This is a genomic window from Eisenbergiella sp. OF01-20, assembly GCF_003478085.1.
Classification (GTDB): Bacteria; Bacillota; Clostridia; order Lachnospirales; family Lachnospiraceae; genus Eisenbergiella.
On sequence record NZ_QUES01000028.1, the window covers coordinates 32,738 to 58,411 of the forward strand.

Genomic DNA, 25,674 nt, shown 5'->3' on the forward strand with positions numbered 1-25,674 from the left:
ACAGGTTACAGTTCAGACGCCCCTTTTTCCGTAAGCAGATTAAAAGGATAATAAAAAGAAACCTCTGCCGCACTGAATCAAACAGCATGGCAAAGGTTTCATAGTAGTCAGTCCAAAGTGTGTGAGTACTCCGATTATTTAAGAGTAACTTTAGCGCCTTCCGCTTCCAGTTTAGCTTTGATGTCTTCTGCATCATCTTTGGAAGCTGCTTCCTTAACAACCTTGGGAGCGCCGTCAACAACATCTTTTGCTTCCTTCAGGCCGAGTCCGGTAACTTCACGAACAACTTTGATAACCTTAACCTTGTTAGGGCCAACTTCTGTCAGCTCTACGTCGAATTCTGTCTTTTCTTCCGCTGCTTCTGCTGCGCCTGCACCTGCTGCTGCAACTACAACGCCTGCTGCTGCGGATACACCGAATTCTTCTTCACATGCTTTTACAAGATCGTTTAATTCTAATACGGATAATTCTTTGATTGCATCAATAATTTCCTGAGTGGATAATTTAGCCATTTTATTTACCTCCATTTAATTTGTTATTTTTCTTTTCTATGTGTTACGGATTATTCAGCTGCTTCTGCAGTATCCGCTGCCGGAGCCTCTTCTGCTGCTTCTGCTGCGGGTGCCTCACATGCGCCTGCGCCGCCTTTTTCAGCCAGCTGCTTCATGACGCGTGCAAAATTGGTGATAGGTGACTGGATGCTTCCAAGCAGTTTGGAAAGCAGTTCGTCTCTGGAAGGGATCTGGGAAATTGCAGCCATCCCCTGTGCGTCGTATACGGCGCCTTCCACTACACCGGCTTTGATTTCAAGCTTGTTCGCAGTCTTTGCAAATTTCGCAAGTTCCCTGGCAGGTGCGGTAGCATCTGCGGAAGAAATTGCGATTGCGCTGGGTCCTTCCAGGAAAGGTGCCAGTGCTTCAAAGTCTGTTCCCTTGAAAGCAAAGTTCATCATTGTGTTTTTGTAAACTTTGTAGTTGATGCCTGCTTCACGAAGCTGTTTACGCAGAGCGGTATCCTGTTCTACGGTAAGCCCGCGGTAGTCAACCAGTACAACTGACTGCGCGTCCTTGATTGCTTCGGAAATCTCTGCAACTACAGGTGCTTTAAGTTCAACTTTTGCCATTTCTTTACCTCCTTATAGATTTTTCTGAAAACGAGTTCAGTGCCGAAAAGGAGTAACGCCGCTGCGGCCGGAAGTCCTGAGACTGCAGCCGGATATAAAAAACCTCCCTGTGAAGACACAGAGAGGATAAGTTACGTAAATTCACGTTACAAACGTTAACTCTTTTCCTCGGCAGGCGTTCTTTCCTTATACCGGGCTACCGGTACCTGCTGTCTTCGGCTTGGTCAATTAAGACCTCATTCAGACTATCATAAAACATGTTTCCTGTCAATGTATTTTTTTACTTTCATGCCTGAATTCTCCCCGTATTTTCAACGCCAGGATAATATTACTTTGTGACCGTTTTATCCAGGGGCAGGCCCGTGGCCTTTTCAAACCGATCCGCCCATTCCTTGGTACGGTAAAAAACCAGCGCCCCCTGGCCGTTATCCCCTGTGACATAGAACCGCTCTTTTGCATCCGTCTCCTCAAGAAGTCCGTTCAGCACGCCCAGGATATTCCCGTCGATCCAGTCATATTCCATCTTCATGTCCCAGCTGTACGGTTGTCCCTCCCATTTCAGGAATACGGTTATTTTACCGGTGCCCTGCTCCCAGTCCGCCTTGTCCGTATCCTCCCCGATGTCCTCCACACGGTCAAGCGGGCTTCCCTTTGCCAGGGCAAGCATTCCTTCCAGGACATGGATATAGTCGGTACTCACATCCATGCCTTCAAAATCAAACCAGAATACCTGCGCAGGATAGGCGCTGATTTCCCAGTTTTCATCATAGGAGGGGGACCCAATCCCTGTCAGCAGCCAGGTATAAGGATAGCCTTCCACATAGGCCCGCATCCCGTATTCCTCCATGGACGCCCTGGCCGACTCCACCGTTTCCGGGGGCACCTCGAACCCCAGCGAGGAAAGCACCTGCACCTGGGTGTCCAGAGGCACATAATCCGGATAATCCTCCGGACGGAACTCTTCTTCCCAAGCCGGAACGGTTTCATGTACGGGATTATCCATACGTTCCTGAATCCGGCGCATATCTCTGCGCATGCCGCTCCATACGCCGATGAGCAGAAGCAGCAGAAGCAGAATAACGGTGCCCACGGCGAATGCCCGGACAGGCCAGTATTTCACCCGTTTCCCCGGAAGGTAACGAAGCCCTTTTTGTCCGCAGAAGGCGCACATCCGTGCCGCCTGGTCCGCACTCTCCATATTTTCTTTGGGAATGGGGATAAACTGGGCCTTATTTTTCTTGAACAGGAAAAACAGATATTCGGTTTCCACCACCCAGCCGAATTGTTCCCAGGGAAGAAAGCTTTTATTGCGGCCTGCCAGTGACTCCACAATGCCTTCCTCCAGAAACGTAATTTCCCAGTGCCCATAAATATCATTCTGCACATCTCCCGCCTTCAGCTTCCGTCTTATGCTTTTTTCCGGATCCGCTTTCCACCGTATCAGCATTATGAAAAGCAGGAGAAGAAAGAGGGCGGCAGGGAACAGAATGGTACGGTCGGTGGTCATGAAATACCAGATCACGGATGCGGCGGCAAAAACTGTTCCATAAATCCCGATCACCAGCATTTCTGTGCGGGGAAATCCCAGTGTCCTCCCGTTGATGACTGCGGCGGCTTCCCGGTATATCCAGATCCACTTTTCCTGCTCCATAAAAAAGGAAAAATGAAACCGGCCGGTGGCGCCGGGCACGGGCTCCTCCTGTGTCGGATGTGCCCCCGTCTGCGCCCGCGGCATCCCTCCGGCATCCGGGTCCGGACAAGGCGGGGGACAGACCGGATTCCGTATCTGATCCAGAAACGCATCCAGCTCCTGTCCGCTCTCAAATATACGCAGCGGCATGGGATACCAGGCAAGCCGTCTTTTGGACTGGGGATAGCCCAGCATGAGAATGCTGCCTGTTTTCCGCATTACGGTGATGCGCCCGCAGGGTATTTCACTGCAGCCGGCGGCACTGCATTTCAGCAGCCCGTCCTCCACCCACATAATACGCCGTTCCAGGAAATGCTCCTTTTTCAGGAAGCGGAAGGTACGCACCACATCCAGGATGACTGCCGCAAGGAATAAAAGCAGCAGGGCTGCACTGGCTACGGGAACCACAAACAGCTCCGCCAGGCACAGGACAAACAGAGTTATCCACATGGCAGGCCGTCTGCGGTACAGATCCGCCACCGCCCTGATGCAGAACTCCCACAGTTCTTTTTCCGTAAAGCGAAAGGAATATTTATACTGATTCATAAGCTTCCCTCAAAAAAAGCGGGTGAAATCCTGTCATTCCACCCGCAGATATGCAAATTTCCGTATCGGGGATCAGTAATTGCTTTCCCCGCCGTCACGGAAGTACGCGTCCGTCTGTTCCATATTTTTCGCCGGATTATACTTCAGGTTCAGGAACTGTTCATAGTTTTTCTGATAGCAGGTCTCCAGCTCTTTGCTGTAGCCTATTACCATATGAGGCTGTTCTTCCCCATAAAATTTCAATGCTTCCTGGGTTTCCGCCTCGGAAAGGTTTATGGAGAACATTTTCTTCGCCGTTGTGAAAAGCCGCATCTGGCTGGCGCTGTTTTTCCCTGTCCGCCTGTAATAATAACCCCAGAGCAAGTCGCCGTTGGACAGGATTTTTGCTTTTGGCCCGTCCATATAAATGGTCCATTTTCTTCCTACCCAGACATTTTTGCCGATGGGGTGCGCCTGGGAGAAATCCGCTTCGATAGCCGCCATGGAAACGGTGGTGTTGCTCCGCAGATACGCATTGATGGAAGAAATATATGTGCTGTTGAAATAATTGATAATATTATAGATGAAATAAATCAGCAGCAAAAGGGCGGCCGCCATGCATACCCAGAAAAAGCCTACAGACTGGCCCCCGATTTTAGCGGTATCCACTGTGTAAAGGTAAACCACATCAAATTCATTTTCCTCCACGCCCATCTCCGTCAGCGTTTCCCTGTAATATCTTTCCAGCTGTGAGCTGAGCTTCGTCCAGGTACCCGTAACCGTAGTGGGGGCCGGCGGCGCTACCGTTCCTGTCTCATCAAACCAATAATCCCAGGTTTCATCTATCTTGTCATAGAAATCGGTCTGCATATTCTTATTCATATAGACGCTGTAATAATACCAAACAGATGCATTCTGTTCATAATCATCAAAAGCATTGAATACAATATAGCTGTTACCGTCCACCCGGGTACTCTTATGGCCGGAAGTGGTATTGGTGGTTGTAGTACTGTGCTCCACATAATCCGTAAGATAATTTTCCACGTCTATGGTCACATATTTTCCTTCATAAGCATCCGGAGATGATGTCAGGTCAAGCTTTGTCGGACCGGTAATCACATCAAATATGGCAAATTTTGTCAGGGCAAGCAGACCGATTACAATCACGATAGATACAATAGCCCTCGTCATCCTTGATTTTCCGGATTTTTTCTTCAGTGTCTCCAGCATGTTTTTATCTCCCCTCGTTTCTGTTGTTCATTCCCGCAGGTTATACTCCGGGTTTGGTAACAAACCCTTCTCCGTCAATGGAAACCTCCGGAGAAAGGTTCTGCATATGACGGATTACCCTGTCTTTTTCGCTGCCGGCAAGAAGGGAGGTATAACAATCCTTCTGCATCGCCGGGATGAACTGAAAGCTCTTCAATGTCCCGCTTTCACTGTCCAGCGTAACCTTAACAAGACAGGTATCCAGTGTTTTGGAATTAAAAAGGAAATTCCCCAGGCTGTATATCACCGGGGTTTCCCCGAAATAGGCGATCCCCTGCAGCACATGGGGGTGGTCGCCGATGATCAAATCCGCTCCTGCCGCAGCAATCTGAGGCGCCTGCTCCTTCTGGGCCCAGTCCAGATCTGTAGTGCTTTCCGTTCCCCAATGGATGTAAACCACTACAAAATCACTTTCCGCTTTTGCTTTGGCAACCTCCTGAAGCAGCATGTCCACATTCCGGCAGCGGAATACGCCTGGAGAGCTCTCCGTGGCTCCTTTGGTATCGGGATTATCCACCCGTTCTATCTGCGTCGCGGAAAGAAAAGCGATCTTCACGCCGCCTGCAATAAAGTACACAGGCTTTACCGCTTCCTCCAGGTTCCGTCCCGCCCCTGCATAAGGCATCCCTATGGACTGCAGGGTATCCAGGGTATCCGTGAGGGATACCTCCCCGTAATCATACGAATGGTTGTTGGCAAGAGAAACCAGATCCGCTCCCATATCCAGCAGGTAGGAGGCATGGGCGGGATCCGCACGGAAGGTAAATGTCTTGCCGGGAGTGGGGGTGCCTCTTTTGGTATAGGTGAACTCATTATTCACCATAAAAATATCGGCTTCCCGCATCTGCCCGAGAAGTCCGGGATCGATGCTTCCCTCTATCCCCTTTCCGCGGCTTTTCATTTTGGACATAATGGCATAGCCGTCATCAAAAAGGATATCTCCGGCAAAAACAAGGGAAACCTCCCCCTCCGCGGAGGGTGTCACGGAATAGATGTTCTGTGCGTTCATCAGCTCCGGATCCGCCAGGATATCTGCATACTTCCCGGTCTCTGCCGTTTCTTCCTCCGCAGCCATAGCCGTTTCCCCGTTAAAAAGGGAGACCACCTCCCCTTCCACCGTAACGGCTGCCAGAGCCATCCCTTCACTGCCGAGAAAGGCCCAGCTCACAAGGAGCGCCGCACTGCCGAGAGAGATTGTGATGATCAGCGTCAGGAAAAAAATACTGATTCTGCCTGTCCGTTTCTTTCTTTTCCGTTCCGCCAAGCTTCTTCCTCCCTTTCTTTTTACTGGCTCCTTCCTGATCCTATTATCAGGGCTATTGTTCATTCCGTCAAGTCCATACGGTTAAAAGTATGTATGGGAAACAACAAAGCAACAGTTCAGATGGCCCTTTAAATCCCCTCCCCTGCTTGTCCCCGGCCAACCTTTTCCTCCATAAAAAAACACGGCCGATACATCGGCCGTGTCTGTGCTGCCCGCGTGAATTAATATTTGGCAACAGATACCTTTACACCAGGTCCCATGGTGGAAGCCAGGGTGATGCTTTTCAGATACTGTCCCTTCAGTGCGGAAGGTTTTGCCTTTACGATGGCATCCATAAGGGCGCTGAAGTTCTCAAGCAGCTTTTCTTCGGAGAAGGAAGCTTTTCCAACCGGAACATGAACGATATTGGATTTATCCAGTCTGTATTCAATCTTACCGGCTTTGATATCGTTGATAGCCTTGGTTACGTCCATGGTTACGGTACCTGCCTTGGGATTGGGCATTAAGCCTTTGGGTCCCAGGACTTTACCGAGACGTCCAACCACACCCATCATATCAGGGGTAGCTACTACAACGTCGAAGTCAAGCCAGCCTTCGTTCTGGATCTTGGGGATAAGCTCATCGCCTCCCACATAATCTGCTCCGGCAGCTTCTGCTTCGTTTACTTTATCGCCCTTTGCGAATACCAGTACCTTAACGGTTTTACCGGTTCCGTTGGGAAGGACAACAGCACCACGGATCTGCTGTTCTGCATGACGTCCGTCGCAGCCTGTTCTGATATGGACTTCGATGGTTTCGTCAAATTTGGCAGTTGCCGTCTTTTTTGCCAGTGCAATTGCATCAGCAGGTTCATAAGCGGTAGCGCGGTCTACTAATTTAGCAGCTTCGCTGTATTTTTTACCATGTTTCATTTTCAATTCCTCCGTTGGTTATTAACGCAGTACTTGTGTTTTCGGCTCACCCGTGCGGAAGGCCGGAATACTGCTCCCAATTAATTTGTTTTAGTCTTCTACTACAATACCCATGCTTCTTGCCGTACCAGCGATCATGCTCATTGCTGTTTCCAGGCTTGCAGCATTCAGGTCAGGCATCTTCATTTCTGCGATTTCCTTAACCTTGTCCTTGGAGATAGTTGCAACTTTGGTCTTGTTCGGAACACCGGAACCGGATTTTAAGTTGCATGCTTTCTTCAGCAGCACTGCAGCAGGCGGAGTCTTGGTTACGAAACTGAAGCTTCTGTCTGCGTAAACAGTAATTACAACGGGAATGATTAAATCACCCTTGTCTGCTGTTCTTGCATTGAACTGTTTGGTAAACTCAACAATGTTAACACCGTGCTGTCCGAGTGCAGGTCCAACCGGGGGAGCTGGTGTCGCTTTACCAGCAGGAATCTGTAACTTGATGTATCCTGTAACTTTCTTTGCCATGTCAGGCACCTCCTAAATATAATGTGGTATGGCGCAGCCAAAATGCACGTGATACACTCACGCGGCCCGTTTCCTCCGTAGCCTGCGGCCTTTCGGAACCGGAACGCTGCTTCCACAGTTCAACGGATTGCTCCATTAAACATCAAACTATTGTAATTTACGAACCTCTGCAAAACTGATTTCCACAGGGGTCTCCCTGCCGAACAGCTCTACATTAATCGTAGCGGTCTGCTTGCCGTAATCGATTCTCTGTACAACGCCAACCGTATCCTTCCAAGCCCCTGCAACAACAACGATCATATCGCCTTCCGCAAAGTCGATGGAAACATTTTCCTGTCTAATGCCAAGCGGTTTCATTTCCGCTTCCGTAAGCGGCACCGGTTTGCTTCCCGGTCCTACAAACCCTGTTACACCTCTGGTATTACGTACGACATACCAGGTATCATCATTCATGACCATGTTAATCAGGACATAGCCGGGGAACATCTTCTTCTGGACTGTTTTCCTTGCTCCGTTTTTCATTTCCACCACATCCTGCATGGGGACACGGACCTCCAGAATTTCTTCTTCCAGGTGCCTGTTTTCTATTGTCTTTTCAATGTTGGCCTTTACCTTATTCTCATATCCGGAATAGGTATGAACCACATACCAGTTTGCTTCTGCCATACGTTACCCCCACTGTTATTTTACAAGGAAATCAACTGCATACTGAAGGATCATGTCCAATATGGCAATGATGCCTCCCAGTACAATTGAAATTCCCACAACAGCAACGGATTGTTTCAGCAGCAGCTCCCTGTCCGGCCATGATATTTTCCTGAATTCTGCTTTTACACCATCAAAGAATTTCGGCTTGGACGCTTTTTCTTCACTTGAGGAATTTCCCATTACTTACACCTCTCTGTCCGTCGGGCTGATTACTTGGTTTCTTTGTGCGTTGTGTGCTTCTTGCAGAATCTGCAGTATTTGCTGGTTTCCATTCTGTCCGGATGTGTTTTCTTATCCTTTGTTGTGTTGTAGTTACGCTGCTTGCACTCCGTACATGCCAATGTGATTCTTGTACGCATGGTATTCCACCTCCACCTTTTTCTCTGTTAAGGATTTGCCAACAAATAGCTTGTGCAGTCAGCCGGGCTGACTGTACGAGTTATTTGTTGACAAATCCTAACCTATATTTTCTCACGATAGCTTCTCGTCTTTATTCACTCCATGAATGCCGACAAACGCCCGTGGCCAATACCCTTACGGGCAATTGGCATACCTGGTCTTTTGAGAATTTTAAGCATAAAAAAAAGACCTAAATCTCATCTCGCCATATGACTATAGCATAAGGGACGGCGCAAAGTCAAGTAATTTTGCAAAATCAAGGGGGAAATATCAAGAGGGAAAACAGAGGAGGATTGGTAACCGTTCAGGCAGGTCTGCGCGTTTACTGCACAGGCCGTGAGAAATCGCGGCGGCAGCATGGATCGGTTTCCCGGCCGCCGGGGCCGGCCATTGGGGCGGGCCTGAAACGGCCGGGGAAACCCGAACCCCGTCTTCATTAATCAGACGACAGTTTCACGGCGGGAAACAGGGCGGAAAGCTCTGTCCGGACGGCTCGCATACGGGTATCGTCGGGCATAGACGTCTCCGGCATGGGATATTGCAGGCCCAGAGCCTCGTATTTCCCCTTTGCCATGCTGTGGTACGGTAAAAGGCGCCATGCCGTGATATTATCGTAACCGTTCAGCAGGGAGGCTATGCACCGCAGCGTCCCGGGATCGTCGTTATATCCGGGGATTACGGGGGTGCGGATTTCCACGGCGGCCCCCTGTTTATGGAGATTTTCAAGGTTTTCCAGAATTCTTTCATTTCCCCTGCCGGTCCCTTTTTTGTGCATGGCGGAATCGGGGTGTTTGATGTCATATAGAAACAGATCCGTGTAGGGGAGCACTTGTAAAAAAGCGGACCAGGGTACATCCCCGCAGGTATCGACGGCAACAGGTATCTTTTCTTTTTTCAGCAGCTTCATGACTTCTGCGAGGAACGCGGGCTGCAGAAGGGGTTCGCCGCCGGAAAAGGTGACGCCTCCGCCGGAGCGGACGTAGAAGTCTCTGTCCTCCAGAAGGAGGCGGGCCGCCTCCTTTGGCTCCATCTCCCGGCCGTAAAGCTTCAGGGCGCCGGGCAGGCATTCCTCCGTGCAGGCGCCGCAGCCGCTGCAGGCATCAAAGCGGATGTGGTGTTCCTTTCCCGGAAAGCTGTGAAGGCCTCCGGGGCATACCCGGGCACAGGCGCCGCAGCCGATACAGAGCTTACGGGTAAAGCTCAGGGCGGGCTTTGTCTGTAGATTTTCCGGGTTATGGCACCACAGGCAGCGAAGGGGACAGCCCTTGAGAAACAGTGTGGTGCGGATGCCGGGACCGTCATGGACACTCATTCGTTTGCTGTCGGAAACCATTCCTTTTGAAGTTTCCATATTCTTTCCGTCCTCCTTCATACTACCTGCATGGTAGTCTCGATGAAGTGATTCTGTTCTTCTTCACCAAGGGTGACAAAATACACATTCCAGCCGCAGACGCGCACCTGAAGGGTGGCATATTCGTCGGGATGCTTCTGTGCCCGCCGGAGTTCATCCGCGTTCAGGATATTGAACTGGATCCCATATCCGCCCCGGGCAAAATACGTCTCTATCAGATGGATCAGCGTATCGATCCCCTTTTCTCCGTCCACCGCTGTGGGATGCAGGTAAATATCCAGGACGGATCCATTGGGAATCTCCGTGAAATCCAGCTTGGAAACGGATTGGATCTGTGCCGTCACGCCGGCTTTATCCAGCCCGGTCATGGCGCCGATGCCTTTCGCAATATAATGTCCCTCTGTCCGCCCGTCCGGCAGCGCCCCTGTATGATGGCCCAGGCTGAAGCAGTGGTCAAGGGTAAACAGGGAAGCGGTAAACTGCCCTCCCCGGCCGTTTTTCACTCCATTTACCATCCCGGTGTAGCTTTTTGCCACACGGCAGGCAAGCGCATCCACATCCTCCTGATTATTGCCCCATTTGGAAACGCGGTTTACCAGGTAAAGCCGTTCCCTCTCGCTGTCTTTAAAATCGGCCCGGAGCATGGCTTTCAGTTCTTCCATTGTATAACGTTTTTCTTCAAAAACCAGTTTTTTCACCGCCAGGAGAGAATCCGCCGCATTGGCCAGCCCGCCGCCCATGCTGCCGGTGTTGTTATAGTCCGGCCCGCTGCGGGAGATGTCCCTGCCCCTGTCAAGACAGGAAAGAAAGGTTCCCGAAAGGAACGGCTCCGGGTTAATCTGATCCCAGCAGCCCTCATAGGCCCTGACCGCCCCCTGTACATCGCAAAGCAGCTTCGCCATCTGCTTTTCATAAGCTGCATAAAACTCCTCAAAGGAGGAGAAATCCCGGCATTCACCGGTCCGGACACCGATCTGTTCCCCGGTCATCGGGTCTGTTCCGTTGAAAAGCGCCAGCTCCACCGGTTTTGCCAGATTAAATTTCACACACATATTGCAGCCGACTTCTTTCCCCTCGATGGCCGGCTCATAGCAGCCGATCAGGAGATAGTCATAGCTGTCCGCTTCCGATACCCCCCGTTTGCGTATGGCTTCCAGCGCTTCTTCATCATTGATGATCACCATGCTGGTGCGGCCGTCCCGCAGACATCTGGCCACCAGACGCTTGAAGCTTTCACCGGTCCGGCTGTTCCATTTGATAGAAAGCTTGGGATCCGGCTGGTTCAGCTCATAATAAACCTCCAGGGCAAGGCGGGAAAGAGGGCCGGCCGTATCCGTCCCGTCTGCACACAGGCCTCCGAAATAAAAGTTCTTGCCATTGCCCGAACCTCTTGTATTGGAGAAAAATTTCATCCAGAAAAACCGGAGCAGCTCCCTGGCATCTTCCCCGGTGATCCGCCCTTCCCGGATATCCGCTTCATAATAAGGGCCGAAGTTTAATTCGAAGCTCCCCATGGAACGCACCCATTCGCCTTCAAATTCTATGAGCTGGTGGAAAAGGCACGCCAACTGCAGTGCTTCGTAAAAGGTTCCGGGAGGCCCCTGCGCAAGGGCGGCAAGGCAGGCCGCCAGCTTTTTCATCCGATCCGCATGCAGGGGATGCTCCGTAGCCATTCTGTCCGCCTCAAGTTCCAGACGTTTCATAAGCTTCAAAAAACCGCCGTATACCCGGAGCACACTTCGGTAAAATCCCTTTTCCTCTTCCCCGCCGTCCCTGTCAAGCCCGTCCTGGGCCTTCCGGATAATCCCGGGTACGCCCTCATGCAGCAGAAAGCGCCATCCCGGAGAGATATGCCCCAGATCCAGCTCCGCCTCAAACGCACCGGTTCTTTTCCCCCGCTTCAGAAGTTCCTCCGCCTCATGCAGCGGTCCCTCTCCATATTCCTTCCGCCAGTTTTCCCTGTGGCGGATGAGGATTTGGGAACAGGTATCAAAATGATTGGCAAACCAGTCCTTGGGATCTACGCCCACACGTGCATGTTCCGTCACATAACAAAACAGCACGGCGCGAAGCTCCTGACGCGTAAGCTTCCCTTTGTTTTCCGCCAGCTCCCGGAAGCCCTTTTCCAATGCCTCCCCGCTCATCCCTGCATTATTTTCATAACACGGATGTACAAACTGATCGAATAATTTGTCCTTTACCTCTTTATAAGAAGGTCCCCCTGCTGTAAATATCCGCTCTCCCATTTTCGCCTCCGACACATTTCCCCATTCCCGCAGAAACGCTGCGGGTTGACCGCCTTTTACCGCTGCGGCAGACAATAACTGCTGTTATGATCCATCAAAGCACTGCTGTGCCCTGATGTCAATAGATTCCCTGCATTTATGCGGGATTTTATACCTCATAATGAACGGTGACATTTCCGATGCAGGGGGCGCAGAGGCAGAGACTGTAGTCCGGCCGGAAGGGGATGACCTTCAGCCGGACGCCGTTGATTTCCCGGGCCAGGGCGGCGGCGGTGGCGGCGGTGAAGGAGGCAAAGCCTTCGCCGATGCCGGTGCCGGTATATTTGACATAGCTTTCTTTGGCCGCCCAGACATCGAAAAAGTCCCGGTAGTTACAGCTGCGGAGGTACTCATTTTCCTGTGGGTGGAAGAAACGGGCGGAAATGCGTTCCCTCCTGCCTTTGGTATGGATTTGGATATCCAGCCCCACCTCTGTGGAAGCCATGGCACAGGCCCAGTATTCACCGCTGTGGCTGATGGAAAAATGAAGCCAGGGGCAGTCCGGGAAGTAAGGCTTTCCATGGCTGCCTTTCCGGGTATGCCAGCATGAGGGAACGTCCGGCGGCGGGGTGATTCCGGCCGGGCAGTGCCGCGCGGCATAATGTGAGGCGGCCCGGGCCAGGAAGGCGGAGGACAGCTGCTTTTCCCGCTGTCCTGCCGCGCCGGGCCGGTTCTTTTCTTCCGGGACCGGGCCGGCTTTATTCATATGGTAAATATAGAGGACAATTTCCTCATTATTGATTTCCATTTATACCTCAAGTCCTTTTTCCTGCATATAAGCAATCACATCCTTTACCTGATGCAGCTGCCAGACATCCCTGTTCGGAATCGTCGTATCAAAATATTCCTCAAAAGCGCTGACGATATTCATAATTTCAAAGGAATTCAGACGCAGATCCTGAACAAAATCCGTATCATACGTAATCGTATCCTTACCGGTAACCTGAAACACAATTTTTCTAATCAGCTCCAGCATGTCAGTTTCCCCCTTCAGACCAGATGTCTTTTGATTTTTTTGGAGGCAGTCTTGGAGAACTCCTGCTCCCGTATGTTCACCATCTGCACCTGTTGGTATATGGGCAGATGGGCATTGATTTTATTGATTTCCTCCTGCAGCTGCTCCAGGATTTCATAGGAGGAAAGGCCTTTCGCCCTCTCCGGATCCGGATAGATGCTGGCGGCCAGCTTCACGTCATCCGCAGATGCCCCGCTCATGGCCCCGTAGACAAGCACATCCTTTACAAGCGGAATCATGCCGATTTTTTCTTCCAGCTTTTCCGGGGAAAGCTTCTTCCCGTTTTTGAAAACGATGAGATTCTTTTTGCGTCCTGTTATATATAGGAAACCTTCCTTGCCAAGGCATCCCAGATCCCCGGTCCGGAACCATTCCCCTTCCATGACCTCGGCGGTCAGCTCCGGGGCTTTGTAGTAGCCGTTCATGACGGACTTCCCGCGCACCCATATCTCTTCGTCCTCTATCTTCACTTCACAGCAGGGAAGCACATAGCCGACGGAATCCATGTCATAGGAATAATTGCTGTTTACGGACACCAGCGGGGAACATTCGGTGATACCGTACCCCTGAAGCACCAGAATCCCCAGCAGCAGGAATTCTTCCGCGATTTCCTTATTCAGATGGGCGCCTCCGCATATTATTATATGAAGCGTACCCACACATTTCTGCCTGATTTCATCCAGAATTTTATTTTTGGATTTGATGCCAACCTTCCGCAGCAGCCGCTGCAGGCCCAGAAGCCGGCGGAGCCCCTCCGCTTTTCCTTCCCGCTCCGCATTCAGCCAGAGCTGGTTGTGGATCGCTTCCACCATAAGCGGGACGGTAAGCATGGAATCCGCTTTTGCCAGGTGCAGATCCCGCATCACGGTTTTCAGATCCCCGTTGATAAGCAGCAGCGCCCCTCTGACCAGGGTAGCCAGCACCGCACAGGTCATGCCGTAGGTATGGTAAAAGGGCAGGGAGGTAAATACCCGTTCTTCTGCGGACACATAGACACTGGAATCGCTGGCATTGTGGAGAATCGCCTGGTTACTCAGCATAACCGGTTTGGACAGGCTGGTGGTGCCGGAGGTGAACACAATGGCCGCCGTCTGTCTTGCCCCGATTGGAGGATACACGGCCGGCCCGTTTTCGGAAAGACAGCGTTCCCCCTCTTCACACAGCCCGGCATAGGTCGGAACCCTGCCGTCCCCGGTATCCCCCAGCAGGACGAACAGCTTGATGCGATCCTTTCCCTCGGGAATATCCTCGCAGATGGGCAGGCAGATATCGGAAGCGAATACGGCTTCCGCCTCAGCCATCTGCAGCATCTGCCAGATACTTTCGTTCGACTGTTCCGCATCAATGCAAACCGCCGTCCCCCCGCAGGAGGCCACAGCCAGATAGGTGACGATCCACGCATACCTGTTTTCGCCTACCAGAGCGATATTTTTCCCTGCAAGCCCGCGGGCGCAGAGGGCTGCCCTCAGCTGTCTCACCTCTTTCGCCAGTTCCCGGTAGCTTCTGCTTTCTTCCGCCTTGTTTCTGCGGAACCAGGCTACGGCGGGCTTATCCCCGAAGGCATTTTCTATCCCGTCCGTAAACGCATCAAAGGTATCATAATAGGTTACTTCATTACGTGGAAAATTTTTCATCGCTTTTCTCCTCCCTCGTCATGCTCTTTTCCGGTATCATATTTTTGGCTGAAGCTTTCTTCCCCCATACTTTCCAGCATTTCCAGAAAAGCGTCCACTACGTGAGGGGCAAACTGTGTTCCTCTTCCCTGCTCTAATTCCTCCACAGCGGCGGACAGCGGCAGATTGCTGCGGTAATGACGGTGTGAGGTCATGGCGTCAAAGGAATCCGCCACGGCTATAATCTGAGATTCTTCCGGGATTTCCTCTCCCTGCAGCCCGTCCGGATAGCCTTTCCCATCCATTCTTTCATGGTGGGAGCGGACAATAGGTACCACGTCGTTAAACAGGGTTATGGCGGAAAGTATCTTGGCCCCTTTATCCGAATGCTTTTTGATATCCGCATACTCCTTTTCATCCAACTTGTCCGGTTTCATCAGTATTTTATCCGAAATTCCCACTTTGCCGATATCATGGAAGAGGCCGGCCAGCCGTACCCTGTCCACAAACCGTTTGTCCTTTTGCAGCCAGGACGCCAAATCCGCGGCAAGCTCCGACACTCTGTCCGAATGTCCTCTTGTGTATATATCCCTTTCATCCACCACCGTGCGCATGGCATTGATAATTTCCACATAGCTTTCATTCAGCTGTTCGTAAGCCCTGGTAAGCTCCTCGTTCTTTACGCTGACCAGTTGGTGGAGGCGCATGTTGTGAATGGCGGAGGATATCTGTCTCACATAGATTTCCATCATCTGCGCCTGGACGTATTCGGTACCGGGGCTCATGCCCGTTCCCAGGATCCCGATGGTCCGGCGGCTTTCGTCCTCAATGGCAGCCAGCATCATCCCGTCCCTGCAGAGGACGGTCTGCCCGTCAAACTGTGCTGTCTCCACTATGCGGGGCACCTCTTCCCGGCTGATATTCCCCGTCACATGGATTATTTTCTCCGTTTCCCCTTCCTCTTTCGGACCCCATACCATCAAAAAGGCCCCCTCTCCGCAGAAAACCTTCCCGGTGATCCGGAGGATGCTTTCAAAAATGGATTGGGTATTGTCCAGATTATACAGCTGGGGCAGCGAATCCATCATCTGGGAAAGTCCGGTTTTATAATTCTGTATGATGCGCATCTGGGAAATGGACTTGACGCAGGATTCCACGAGCAGCTCCAGCTGATCAAACCGATCGCTTTTCTCATAATATCCCTGGATATCCAGTTCCCTGATCGTCCTGATAGGCGGTGCCATGCTTTTATGGCCCGTCAGCAGGATAATATAAATATCCTTGTTGAACTTCCGGATCTCTTCCACCACCTGATCGCCGCATATAGGTGTCATGAGGAAATCCAGAAGCAGGATATCATAAGCGCCCTCACGTACCTGTTCAATGGCACGGCAGGGATCATTGATTACATCCACATAGTAACCGGAACGCTGAAAGTATGCCTGCAGCGTGGATGTCATGATGACGTCATCGTCTAACGTCAGGATTCGGAAATCCTTATGCAGCGTCCTCCTGTTCTTTCTCATCCTTCTTCGTTATCCCCCTTGTTCTTTCCCGTTTTCTCTTCCTGCACCTCGCTCAGCGGAATGGAAACGCCCACGACAGCACCGCCTGCCGGATTGTCCTCCACCCACATGGTTCCGCCGAATTTTCCTCTGACCACAGCATCGGATATGTAAAGTCCCAGCCCTGTCCCATGGGTTCCCTTGCTGGTAACCATTTCTTTAAACAGCCGCTCCTTCACTCTCCCGCTGATGCCCGGCCCGGTATCCTTTACAAACAGCTTCAGGTACTCCCCGTCTTTTCTTACCCCCACGACGATATCCCCGCCGCCCATCTGTTTCTGGGAATATACGGCATTGGAGAGAAGGTTATTCAGCACCTGTACCAGATTATTGATATCACCCCGGATGGCATACACCTGATCGCCCTCTATTTCCGTCACCACTCTGCAGCCGCTGCTCATCAGCTCATGGCGCATGAGCAGCATGCTTCTTTTAATCAACTCTTCCGTAGTAAATGTGACGTCAACATTCGTGTTCACACTGGCCGCCTGTCCTTTGATAGCCGTTATGATGTCCGACATATAGGAAGAGGATTCCTTCACCTTTTCAAACCAGTCCTCCATCTCCCTGTATATTTCCCGGTAGTCCTCCGGCGTCACCTCCGGATCCTCCAGGCTGTCCCTGCATTCCTCCACCAGGCTTTCCACCGCGGAAATACATCCGGATATGCTCATTATAGGGGTTTTCAGGTTATGGGCAAGCCCCCCTATCATCTGTCCCAGGGAAGCCAGCCTCTCCTGCTCCATCATTCTGGCCTGGCTGTCCTGCAGCTGCTGCATGCTTTTCTTCAGCTGTGTCACATCCTTGAAAATAACCACAAAGCCGGACAGGATTTCTTTGATATACAGCGGCGTCACATCCACCACATAGTAATTTTTCCTGGTCCCCTCACCGGTATCGATGGTGACCGCCTGTTCGTAGGATATGGCGGAACACGCTTCCCGGCTGGAGGAAATGGCGGTTATCAGGTTATATATGGCTGTTTTCTTATATACATCTTCCTTTTTGACACAGTCGCTCAAATAACGGCTTTCCGCGATGCCGTAGCCGGAAGCCAGAATTTTTTCAAAAGGTTTGTTATAGCTGATAACCACGCCTTTATCGCTGAGAAGAAGGTAACAGTCCGAAATCCAGTCCAGCACATGCTGCATGGCAATCGGCCTGATATCCAGAATATGAAGCTGGTATATGGCTATCCCGTTGAGAACAATAGGGACCATGAAGCTTAAGGGTGTGGCCGTAATCGAAAGGCTGCTGGTTACGGTAGCCACAATGCTTACCGTCAGCGGGCAGAGGCAGCCCAGGGAAAACATCAGGCACTGCAGCAGATAAAGCCGGCTCTTGTTATGCAGGGCAAAGTTGATCATGAGCAGCAGGCTCACAAGCTGACACAGCCAGCTGTAGATTCCGGTTACTGCGATATAAGGCCCGAAAACAATCTCACTTTTTATAGTGGAGAACACCTTATAATGCAGATGATGAAGAGGATTGGTCCATACCACCAGAATCGTGATGACGGGAATCAGGAAAAGCAGCATGCTTTTTTTCGGCATCTGTTCCCAGCCCTTGACGAATATCAGGGCAATGCAGAGGCAGAATACCGGCATTAAAGCCCCCATGGTATTGGTCCACGCATCCCAGAACATCAGCGCCGTCACATTGTCCCTGGGCGTCAGCTTCATCCCCAGCAGGGCAATGACACACAGGCCGTAGGATCCTGCCAGCATCAGATAATATTTATGGATAAGCTGGAGCCTCTTCACCTTGAAGCTCCAGATAAAAAATAAAATGATGGCAATCAGAGCCGCTAAAAAGATGGCGGCAGAAAAATCAGAAATCATGTTCTCTTTTCCTCCTGCGTACTTCTCATGAAAACAGCCCCGAAAAGCCTTCCGTCAAATGGGCTGCCGGAGGAATGGCCCACGTAAAGCCTTCCTCTTTGAATGCCTCCAACGTAACTGTACAGTCCACCCGTATCCTGCTCTCCCCGGCTCCCGTACGATTATGGTAATCCAGAAGGGGCGCCAGGATATCCCGGTTGGCATCCGTCATCCGCGCAAGCAGAAGCGGGCCATAGGAGGAATCCGGCACGATAAGCAGCCCCGGAACCATAGCCAGCGCCACCTCCTTCATGGAAGGGGGCAGCGGGTTGAGCAGATGGAATGCGGTTCTCCGCGATTTCCCCAGGGCAAGCACCGCAGACGCACACCAGTCCACCGGCGTCAGATCCACCGGCAGCCGGGCCATGGATTCGGTTATGGCACCCGCACACCGCACCGCCCGCATCAAAAGGAAGGCGGCGTTGTTCTCCGGATTCCTCTGGAACACCTGATCCGTACATCGTCCCGTAATCCGTCCGAGCCGGTAAACTCTGGCATGCAGCCCTTTTTCCTCCATCGCCCTGTAAACCTCCGCCTCTGCAAGGAATTTACTCCTGATGTATATGTTGTCCTCCCAGTTCTGGCCGATATAAAAATCCGCTTCGGTGAAAACTGCCGTTTTTTCCGGCTCCCCGACAAGGAAATCGCCGCTGATGCTGGCCGTGGATATATAATGCAGCATTGCGTCTGCCTGAAGGGCCAGCCCGATCATAGTCTCTGTACCGGTCACGTTTGTGGTGAGGAATTCCCCGGCATCCGCCGCATAATGACGCACATCCGCCGCACTGTGGTATATTCCGTCAATCTCCTCCGCCAACGCCTTCCACTGCTTTTCCTCCATCCCCAGGCGGGGCAGCGCCAGATCCCCGTCCGCCGTCTGTATACGGCTTCTGACACCGGCGATCCAGCCGGCTCCGAAATACCAGGAAAGAGTATCCTCCAGCCGCTTTTTGTCTCCGCCCCTGACCAGGCATATCACGCGTACTCCCGGCCGGGCCAGAAGCTCTTTTAACAAATGGGCGCCGAAAAAGCCGGTGGCGCCGGTAAGCAGCACGTTTTTCTCTTCCGTAAGGACTGGCCGGGCCGGAGGGACTTTTGCCGGATAAGTCGGCGCCTCCTCTTTTCGGTTTTCCGGCCCTGCGCCCGCCAGTATTGCCGCCTGCGCCCTGGCTGTGGGATTTTCATAAAACCGGGCCATGGTCATTTCCATCCCCTCATTAAAATAGCGGCTGAGCACGCTCAACGCGCCCAGAGAGGTGCCTCCCTGTTCAAAAAAGGAAATCCCGGGTGAAAGATCCTCCTTCCCAAGGACTGCGGACCATATGCGCAGGAGTTTATCCTCCAGGCCGTTCCCGGCCTTTTTTTGTTCCTTTCCGGACGGACAAAAACCCGGCTCCGGGCCGGAAGTGACGCCGGTGTTTTTTACAGGATCCGGATCCGGCATACGAAACGCGGCAGCCTTTGTTTCCGGTCTGTCCTCCTCTTTATCCCGGTTCTTTTTCAGCAGAAGCAAATCCACTTTCCCGTTGGGTGTCACCGGCAGGCGGTCCAGACGGCAGAACCGTCCGGGCACCATCACCTCCGTCAGGCAGGAACGCAGCCAGGTGCGGATCTCCTCTTCCCTGTCCCCGCCGTCCCTGCTCACATAATAAGCGATCAGCTCCGTGGAACCGTCCGGTTTCTTTACAGGAACCACCGCCGCCTGGGAAGCAGCCCCTGACTCCAGAATACTGTTAACGATTTCGTCAAGCTCCACCCGCTGCCCATTGATTTTCACCTGGTCATCCCGGCGTCCCAGGAATTCGATCCGGCCGTCCGCCCGCAGCCTTCCTATATCCCCGCTTTGATACATCCGCTGTTCCGGGAAATAAATATCCGGGAAGAACCTTTCTTCCGTAAGCTCCGGCCGCCCTATGTAGCCTTCGGCAATCCCCTCGCCCGCAAGGTAAAGCTCGCCTGCAGCCGTGGGAATAACCGGCCGCCGTTCCCCGTCCAGGACATAAACCCTGCAGTTGGAGAGCGGGCAGCCGATGGTAATCCGCCTGCCGGGCACCACCTCTTCCGCGGTGGTGCAGACCGCCGCTTCCGTGGGGCCGTACATATTAAGCAGCGTCCCCTGGCATACCTGCCGGAAATCCGCCGCCAGAGTCTCCGTGAGAGGTTCCCCTCCGGCTATAACCAGCTTCAGGCCGGCCGCTGCCTGCCGGAAGGTTTCATTTCCCAGGCACATCTGCAGCCTGGATGCCGTCATCTGCATGAACTCCGCGCCGGTGTCCCGGATGAGGCCGGCCAGCTTCCAGGGCAGCATCATTTCCTCCTCATCCGCCATCACCACCGGATTTCCCAGAGCGAGCGGGAACAGGGATTCCACAATAAAGATATCAAACATCATATTGGCCGTACAGAGCACAGGCCCGGTAACCGCAGCCATGCGCATTTTCATATTGGCGAACAGATTGGACAGGCTGCGGTGGCGCAGCATGACCCCCTTCGGCCTCCCGGTGGAACCGGAAGTAAACAGGACATGGATCAAATCTTCCCCGTTTATTCCCGTATCTTCCCAGGCGCCTGTCTCCGTCCCCTTTACCGGAAGAAGGGGAAGCGCCGTTTTTTGCTGCATATTCTCTCTGTTTTCTTCATCGCACAGAACCATGGCGGCTCCCGCCGTCTCCAGGATATAGCGCACCCTTTTTTCCGGCAGGGACGCCCCCAGCGGCACATAGGCGCAGCCGGCCTTTAAAATACCCAGCATCCCCGCCAGCAGCCAGGGCGTACGGGCGGTGCACAGGCCGATACGATCCCCTCGTGCCGCGCCGGCTTCATGAAGCCTGTATGCCACGCCCCCCGCCATCTGTTCCAGCATTCGGCAGGTAAGCTTCTTTCCATGATAAATGACCGCGGTTTCCCCGGGATACAGTCTCGCCCGGTTGCGTATCATCTGATGCACCGGCTGATTCAGATAAGGCATAAACCGGTAGTTGGGAATCTCGATCCGCTCCATCTGATCCCCCGCATCCAGAACAGACAGCTCACCGATAGTCTCCGCCTCCCCTTCCACAAGCCCTCTGGCAATGGTTTCCAGGCTTCTTGCATAAAGCCTTATCGTCTCATCTTCAAACAGGGAAGAGGCATATTCAAACTGCAGCCGGAATTCCCCCTCCTCCTGCACCAGTTCCATAAACAGCTCGGTCTTTGCGGTTCCGGTGAAAACAGGCACATATTCCATGGGTGTTTCCCCCAGGGCCAGCTTACCCGTCTCAAAGGGGCGCATGGAAAAAGCGGCCTGGTACAGGGGATTATCCGAAAAGCTTCTGGGCAGCCCCAACATAGCTATCATTTCCTCCAGGGAGCAATCCGGATGCTCCAGCATTCCGGTCACTTCCTGCCTTACCTCCTGAAGATAAGGCAGGATCCGTGCATCCCTGTCAATCCGCAGACGAAGGGGCATGGTATTGATAAACGGGCCGCATATTTCCTGCAGCTGTCTGTGGTTCCTTCCCGCTGCCGGTGTGCCCACAAGAAGCTCCTTTTTCCCGGAAACCGCAGAAAGAAGGATACCATAGGCCCCCAGGAACAGCATATAAGGGGAAATCCCGTTTTCCCGGCACCACCGGTTGCAGCGTTCGGTTATCTCCGCATTGATCCGGTGGGTATGGTTCTTCCCCCGGAAATCAAAGTTCTTCGGGCGCGGCTTATCGGCGGGCAGCAGCAGGGGTTCCGGAAGCGGGGATAAATGCGCCTTCCAGTACTGCCTGTCCCTTTCTTTCCCTTTTTCCGGCCGGAGGGACAGGGCATAGGCATAATCCTGATACCCCAGTTTCTCGTATTCCTGGGCGGCTCCCCGGTAATACCGGCTCAGACGCTTTGCCAGAAGGGGCGTGCTCATGCCGTCCGCAATGATATGATGCACATCGATGATAAGGTACCACGCCCCCTGCATATCCTGCCAAAGGCCGGCACGCAGCAGAGGCGCTTCCGCCAGGCAGAAGGGCCTGCATATCTGCCCGGCGGCTTCCTCCAGGCTTTCCCCCCGCAGCAGCGGCAGGGAAAAAGGAACCGCCCCGCTGATACGGGCAAATACGCCATCCTCCTCCTGTACAAAGGCGGTACGGAAAATTCCGTCTCCCGCGATCACCTTCCGGAACGCGTCCTCCAGCCTCTCCCGATCCACAGCCCCGCGGATCCGGAAAGCGCCCGCCATATGATAGGCAAATCCCTGGGAATCCATGCAGGACTGCACATATATCCCCTGCTGGACAGGCGTGAGCGGGTACCGCTCCAGCTTCGGGGCGGGACGCAGCTCCTGGGTATGGGTTTCCTCCTGCAGCTTTTGCTCCCCGCCGATATAACGGGCCAGGCGGCCTGCCGTCCGGCAGGCATACAGATCCGAAATCCGCAGCAGTTTCCCCGTGTGATCCTCAAGCTGTGCCAGCACTTCCATGGCATTCAGGGAATTCCCCCCGCACAGGAAATAATCGCTGTCCGCACCCATCTCCTCTTTTTCCAGGACCGCCCTGAAAATCTCCAGAATCCGTCCGGTCAGGGCATCCTCCGAAGCGGCGGACAGGCAGGCCTTTTCTTCCGCCGGCAGAGGCAGCTTCTCTTCATCCACCTTACCGCTGGGCGTAAGAGGAAGCCGGTCAAGCCGGATAACAAAGGAAGGGATCATATATTGAGGCAGGTAAGAGGCCGAAAAAGCAAGCAGCTCCATCTCCGGTATTTCCTTCTGCGCGCAGTAATAAGCCGTAAGGACCATCTGCCCGTTCAGCGGGCATACCCTGGCGGCGGCTTCCTCCACCCCGGGATAGGAAGCGATACAGTCCGCCACTTCCTGCGGCTCGATGCGCAGCCCCCGCAGCTTCACCTGCCGGTCCAGACGGCCGGCCAGAACAATTTCCCCCTCCGCCGTCCATCGGGCCACATCCCCGGTGGCATAGATCCTCTCTCCCGCTTCAAAAGGATTTTCCAGAAAGCTTTGTTCCGTCAGCTTTGGCGCATTGCGGTAGCCCCTGCCCACACAGACGCCGCCGATGTACAATTGTCCGTAAACGCCTACCGGCTGGGGATTCATCCAGGGATCCAGCACATACATCCGGCAGTTGGGCATGGGTTTCCCAACCGTGATGGCAGATGCATCCCCCAGCTCTTTCATACTCACGGCCACAGTGGTTTCCGAAGGCCCGTACTGGTTATAGATCCGGGCATTGGTACTGTTTCTGAGAAGCTTGAGAAGCTCTCCCGTAAACGCCTCCCCGCCGCAGACGATACTTTCCATGCGGCGCATGGCGCGGGAAAAGGCAGGATCCTTCAGAAACGCCGTGAGCCTGGACGGCGTTATGGACAAAAATCCCGCTGCATACCCGTTGATCAGTTCCGCCAGCCTGCGGGGTGATTCCTGCTCTTCCTCCTGAGGCAGGATGACCGTTCTGCCATTGAGAAGGGCGGCGGTGCTTTCCAGGGTAAAAGCGTCAAAGCCCACATTGCATACGGACAGCACCGCCCCTTTCCCATAGATAGGCGTCATTGCCTTGACCAGATTCAGAAGGCTGCGCCGGGTGATTTCCACGCCCTTCGGCTCTCCGGTACTGCCTGAGGTATATACCACATAGGCCAGAGCCTCCGGTTTTGTCCGGGCCGCTTCTTTTCCCGTACCGCTTCCGGTGAGCTGTTCCGGGAACAACATCCGGATATCCGCCCCTTCCCTTCTCAGCCGGCCGGCCATCTCCTCATCCGTAAGCAGCACTCCGGCGCCGCTTTTCCGGCAGACAGCCAGGATCCGTTTCACCGGAAGCTGTGCGGACAGCAGCAGATAGGCATTTCCCGAACGCAGCGTCCCCAGCATTGCGGCCAGCAGCGCAAACTGCCTGGGCAAAAGGATAGCCGCCACCCCTTTTTCTTCCCCGAAAAACGGCTCCAGCCCTTCCGAAACGGCGCAGGCCCAATCGGAAAGCTGTGAATAGGTCAGACGGTTCCCGCGGCAGATAGCCGCAGCGCGCTGCGGATATTCCCTTACCACCTGTTCAAATACCTGGTACAGCCCCGTTTCCTCCAGATACTGCCCGGTGCTGTTAAAGGTATAGAGTACCTTTTCCCGTTCCTCCCTGCCAAGCACGGAAAGACGGCAGAGCGGCTTATCCGGATTGTGCAGGGCCTCCATAAGGATATTCACCAGATTTTCATGGAGCCTGGCAATTTCTTCCTCCGCAAAAAACTGGGAAAGGTAATCATAATCCACACAATACTGCTTGTGGCTTTCCATATTGCTCAGGTGGATACACAGCTGTTCCGCCTGATAACCGCTGTAATGCCATCTTCCGTCAAAGACCACACAGGCATCCCTGTTCTCGTATACAACGCTGTCCTGATAGGACAACGCGATATGGAAAAGCCTTCCGTCCTCCCGTCCCCCGCGGTCCGCCAGACGGACAATATGGGAAAAAGGATACCGCTGGTGACGCAGCAGTTCATACCAGGCGTCCATCAGCTCCTCGTTAAACCGGTCCAGGCTCCATTCATCCTGAATCTCATTATAAAAGGGGAGGGTATTTACAAACATCCCCGTACATTGCTTCATCAAATAGCTGGAACGGTTAAAAATGGGCACACCCACCGTAAAACGGGCGGCACCCCCTATCCGCCGGAAATAAATAGCCAGCGCCATATAAAATACCGCAAAAGGGGCCACCCTGTTTTTCAGGCAATACAGATAAATAGCGTGGTTGAGCACCTGGGGAAGCCGGAAGCTGAGCCTTCTCCCCACAGGACTCACCGCCGCGCTTTTTATGGATTTGATAACGGAAGGCTCTCCTGCCTTCTCCACCTGCTCTTTCCAATACTGCTCATCCTTCCGCCGGGCCTTTCCCGCCAGATATTCCTCTTCCTCCTGCAGGTGCCGATCATAGGCCGGTATTTCCCCGGTATCCGGCTCTTCCCCTGCCAGCAGTGCCAGATACGTACGCCCGATCCGGTTGCAGACCAGCATCTGGGACCAGCCGTCCGATATAAGATGATGAAGTTTAACAAAAAAACCACCGGCATTTTCGCCGGTGCAAAAAAGGGCAAAACGATACAGGGGGGCATCCAGTATCGGAATTACCTCCCTGCTCATTGCAGTCTCCCAACTGCTGATTCCCTCCTGATCCGTATGGGTAAAATCATAGATATCAAAATTCTGTTCCTGATAAGGGGCAAAATACTGCACAGGCTTCTCCCCCTGCAGCGTGATTCTGGTCCGCAGCGTAGCATCTGCTTCCAACAGCATGCAGATGCTCCTCTGCAGCAGCACAAAATCTATTTTCCCCCGGATGCTTACGGTCGTACTGATATAATTGATAGATGTTCCCGGATAGGCCTGCTCCAGATTCCAGATATTCCACTGGCTCTGGGACAGGGAAAATACGGTTCTCCCTTCAAAGTCCACTGCTTCTTCCCGCCCTTTTCAACTAGTCGCTCCGCTGTCTCCCGATGCCGGGAAACGTTTTTATATACATTCTATTTATACCGTTTTTTGTGCATAAATGCAATGTAATTCGCTATTCTGTAGTAAAAAGCGCTGTATTC

The 25,674-nt window shown here is 52.9% G+C and carries 18 protein-coding genes and 1 other annotated feature; all 18 genes read right to left on the minus strand.

What is annotated here, in order from left to right; translation table 11 throughout:
• Positions 1-134: 134 nt before the first annotated feature.
• Positions 135-512 carry a 50S ribosomal protein L7/L12 gene (gene rplL, locus DXA36_RS23955; RefSeq protein WP_118681953.1) on the minus strand — a complete coding sequence of 126 codons (378 nt, stop codon included), beginning with the start codon at positions 510-512 and terminating at the stop codon, positions 135-137.
• Between the two features lie 50 nt (positions 513-562).
• Positions 563-1,123, minus strand: coding sequence for a 50S ribosomal protein L10 (gene rplJ, locus DXA36_RS23960; RefSeq protein ID WP_118681954.1), 561 nt, complete (start codon positions 1,121-1,123; stop codon positions 563-565).
• Positions 1,124-1,210: 87 nt separating this feature from the next.
• Positions 1,211-1,360 (minus strand) — a sequence feature (ribosomal protein L10 leader region).
• A gap of 91 nt (positions 1,361-1,451) precedes the next feature.
• A complete protein-coding gene (locus DXA36_RS23965) occupies positions 1,452-3,359 on the minus strand; it encodes a YcxB family protein (protein WP_118681955.1) in 1,908 nt (635 codons plus the stop codon).
• 72 nt (positions 3,360-3,431) lie between these two features.
• Positions 3,432-4,568 carry a DUF6709 family protein gene (locus DXA36_RS23970; protein WP_118681956.1) on the minus strand — a complete coding sequence of 379 codons (1,137 nt, stop codon included), beginning with the start codon at positions 4,566-4,568 and terminating at the stop codon, positions 3,432-3,434.
• A 40-nt stretch (positions 4,569-4,608) separates the two neighbouring features.
• Positions 4,609-5,871 carry a CapA family protein gene (locus DXA36_RS23975; RefSeq protein ID WP_118681957.1) on the minus strand — a complete coding sequence of 421 codons (1,263 nt, stop codon included), beginning with the start codon at positions 5,869-5,871 and terminating at the stop codon, positions 4,609-4,611.
• A gap of 221 nt (positions 5,872-6,092) precedes the next feature.
• Positions 6,093-6,782: a 50S ribosomal protein L1 gene (gene rplA, locus DXA36_RS23980; protein WP_118681958.1), complete on the minus strand. Its 690-nt coding sequence runs from the start codon at positions 6,780-6,782 to the stop codon at positions 6,093-6,095.
• Positions 6,783-6,872: 90 nt separating this feature from the next.
• Complete coding sequence (rplK, locus tag DXA36_RS23985; protein ID WP_118681959.1) at positions 6,873-7,298, minus strand: 50S ribosomal protein L11; 426 nt, start codon at positions 7,296-7,298, stop codon at positions 6,873-6,875.
• A gap of 147 nt (positions 7,299-7,445) precedes the next feature.
• Complete coding sequence (nusG, locus tag DXA36_RS23990) at positions 7,446-7,964, minus strand: transcription termination/antitermination protein NusG (RefSeq protein ID WP_118681960.1); 519 nt, start codon at positions 7,962-7,964, stop codon at positions 7,446-7,448.
• Positions 7,965-7,979: 15 nt separating this feature from the next.
• A complete protein-coding gene (gene secE, locus DXA36_RS23995) occupies positions 7,980-8,186 on the minus strand; it encodes a preprotein translocase subunit SecE (RefSeq protein ID WP_118681961.1) in 207 nt (68 codons plus the stop codon).
• A gap of 29 nt (positions 8,187-8,215) precedes the next feature.
• Entirely contained in the window at positions 8,216-8,365 is a 150-nt protein-coding gene (gene rpmG, locus DXA36_RS24000) for a 50S ribosomal protein L33 (protein ID WP_009256180.1), read from the minus strand.
• Between the two features lie 476 nt (positions 8,366-8,841).
• Entirely contained in the window at positions 8,842-9,756 is a 915-nt protein-coding gene (locus DXA36_RS24005; RefSeq protein WP_182479239.1) for a glycyl-radical enzyme activating protein, read from the minus strand.
• A gap of 17 nt (positions 9,757-9,773) precedes the next feature.
• Positions 9,774-12,002 (minus strand): pyruvate formate lyase family protein, encoded by a 2,229-nt coding sequence (locus tag DXA36_RS24010; RefSeq protein ID WP_118681963.1) that lies wholly within the window; start codon positions 12,000-12,002, stop codon positions 9,774-9,776.
• Between the two features lie 148 nt (positions 12,003-12,150).
• Positions 12,151-12,789, minus strand: coding sequence for a 4'-phosphopantetheinyl transferase family protein (locus DXA36_RS24015; RefSeq protein ID WP_118681964.1), 639 nt, complete (start codon positions 12,787-12,789; stop codon positions 12,151-12,153).
• Positions 12,790-13,017, minus strand: coding sequence for an acyl carrier protein (locus tag DXA36_RS24020; protein ID WP_118681965.1), 228 nt, complete (start codon positions 13,015-13,017; stop codon positions 12,790-12,792).
• A gap of 14 nt (positions 13,018-13,031) precedes the next feature.
• Positions 13,032-14,690, minus strand: a complete 1,659-nt coding sequence (locus tag DXA36_RS24025; RefSeq protein ID WP_118681966.1) for an AMP-binding protein — start codon at positions 14,688-14,690, stop codon at positions 13,032-13,034.
• The gene (locus tag DXA36_RS24030) at positions 14,687-16,195 is read right to left on the minus strand and encodes an HD domain-containing response regulator (protein WP_118681967.1); all 1,509 of its coding nucleotides are present in this window, start codon (positions 16,193-16,195) and stop codon (positions 14,687-14,689) included. The genes DXA36_RS24025 and DXA36_RS24030 overlap by 4 nt, the downstream gene beginning before the upstream one ends.
• A complete protein-coding gene (locus DXA36_RS24035) occupies positions 16,192-18,075 on the minus strand; it encodes a sensor histidine kinase (protein ID WP_118681968.1) in 1,884 nt (627 codons plus the stop codon). The genes DXA36_RS24030 and DXA36_RS24035 overlap by 4 nt, the downstream gene beginning before the upstream one ends.
• 25 nt (positions 18,076-18,100) lie before the next feature.
• Positions 18,101-25,534, minus strand: a complete 7,434-nt coding sequence (locus DXA36_RS24040; protein WP_118681969.1) for a non-ribosomal peptide synthetase — start codon at positions 25,532-25,534, stop codon at positions 18,101-18,103.
• Positions 25,535-25,674 lie beyond the last annotated feature (140 nt).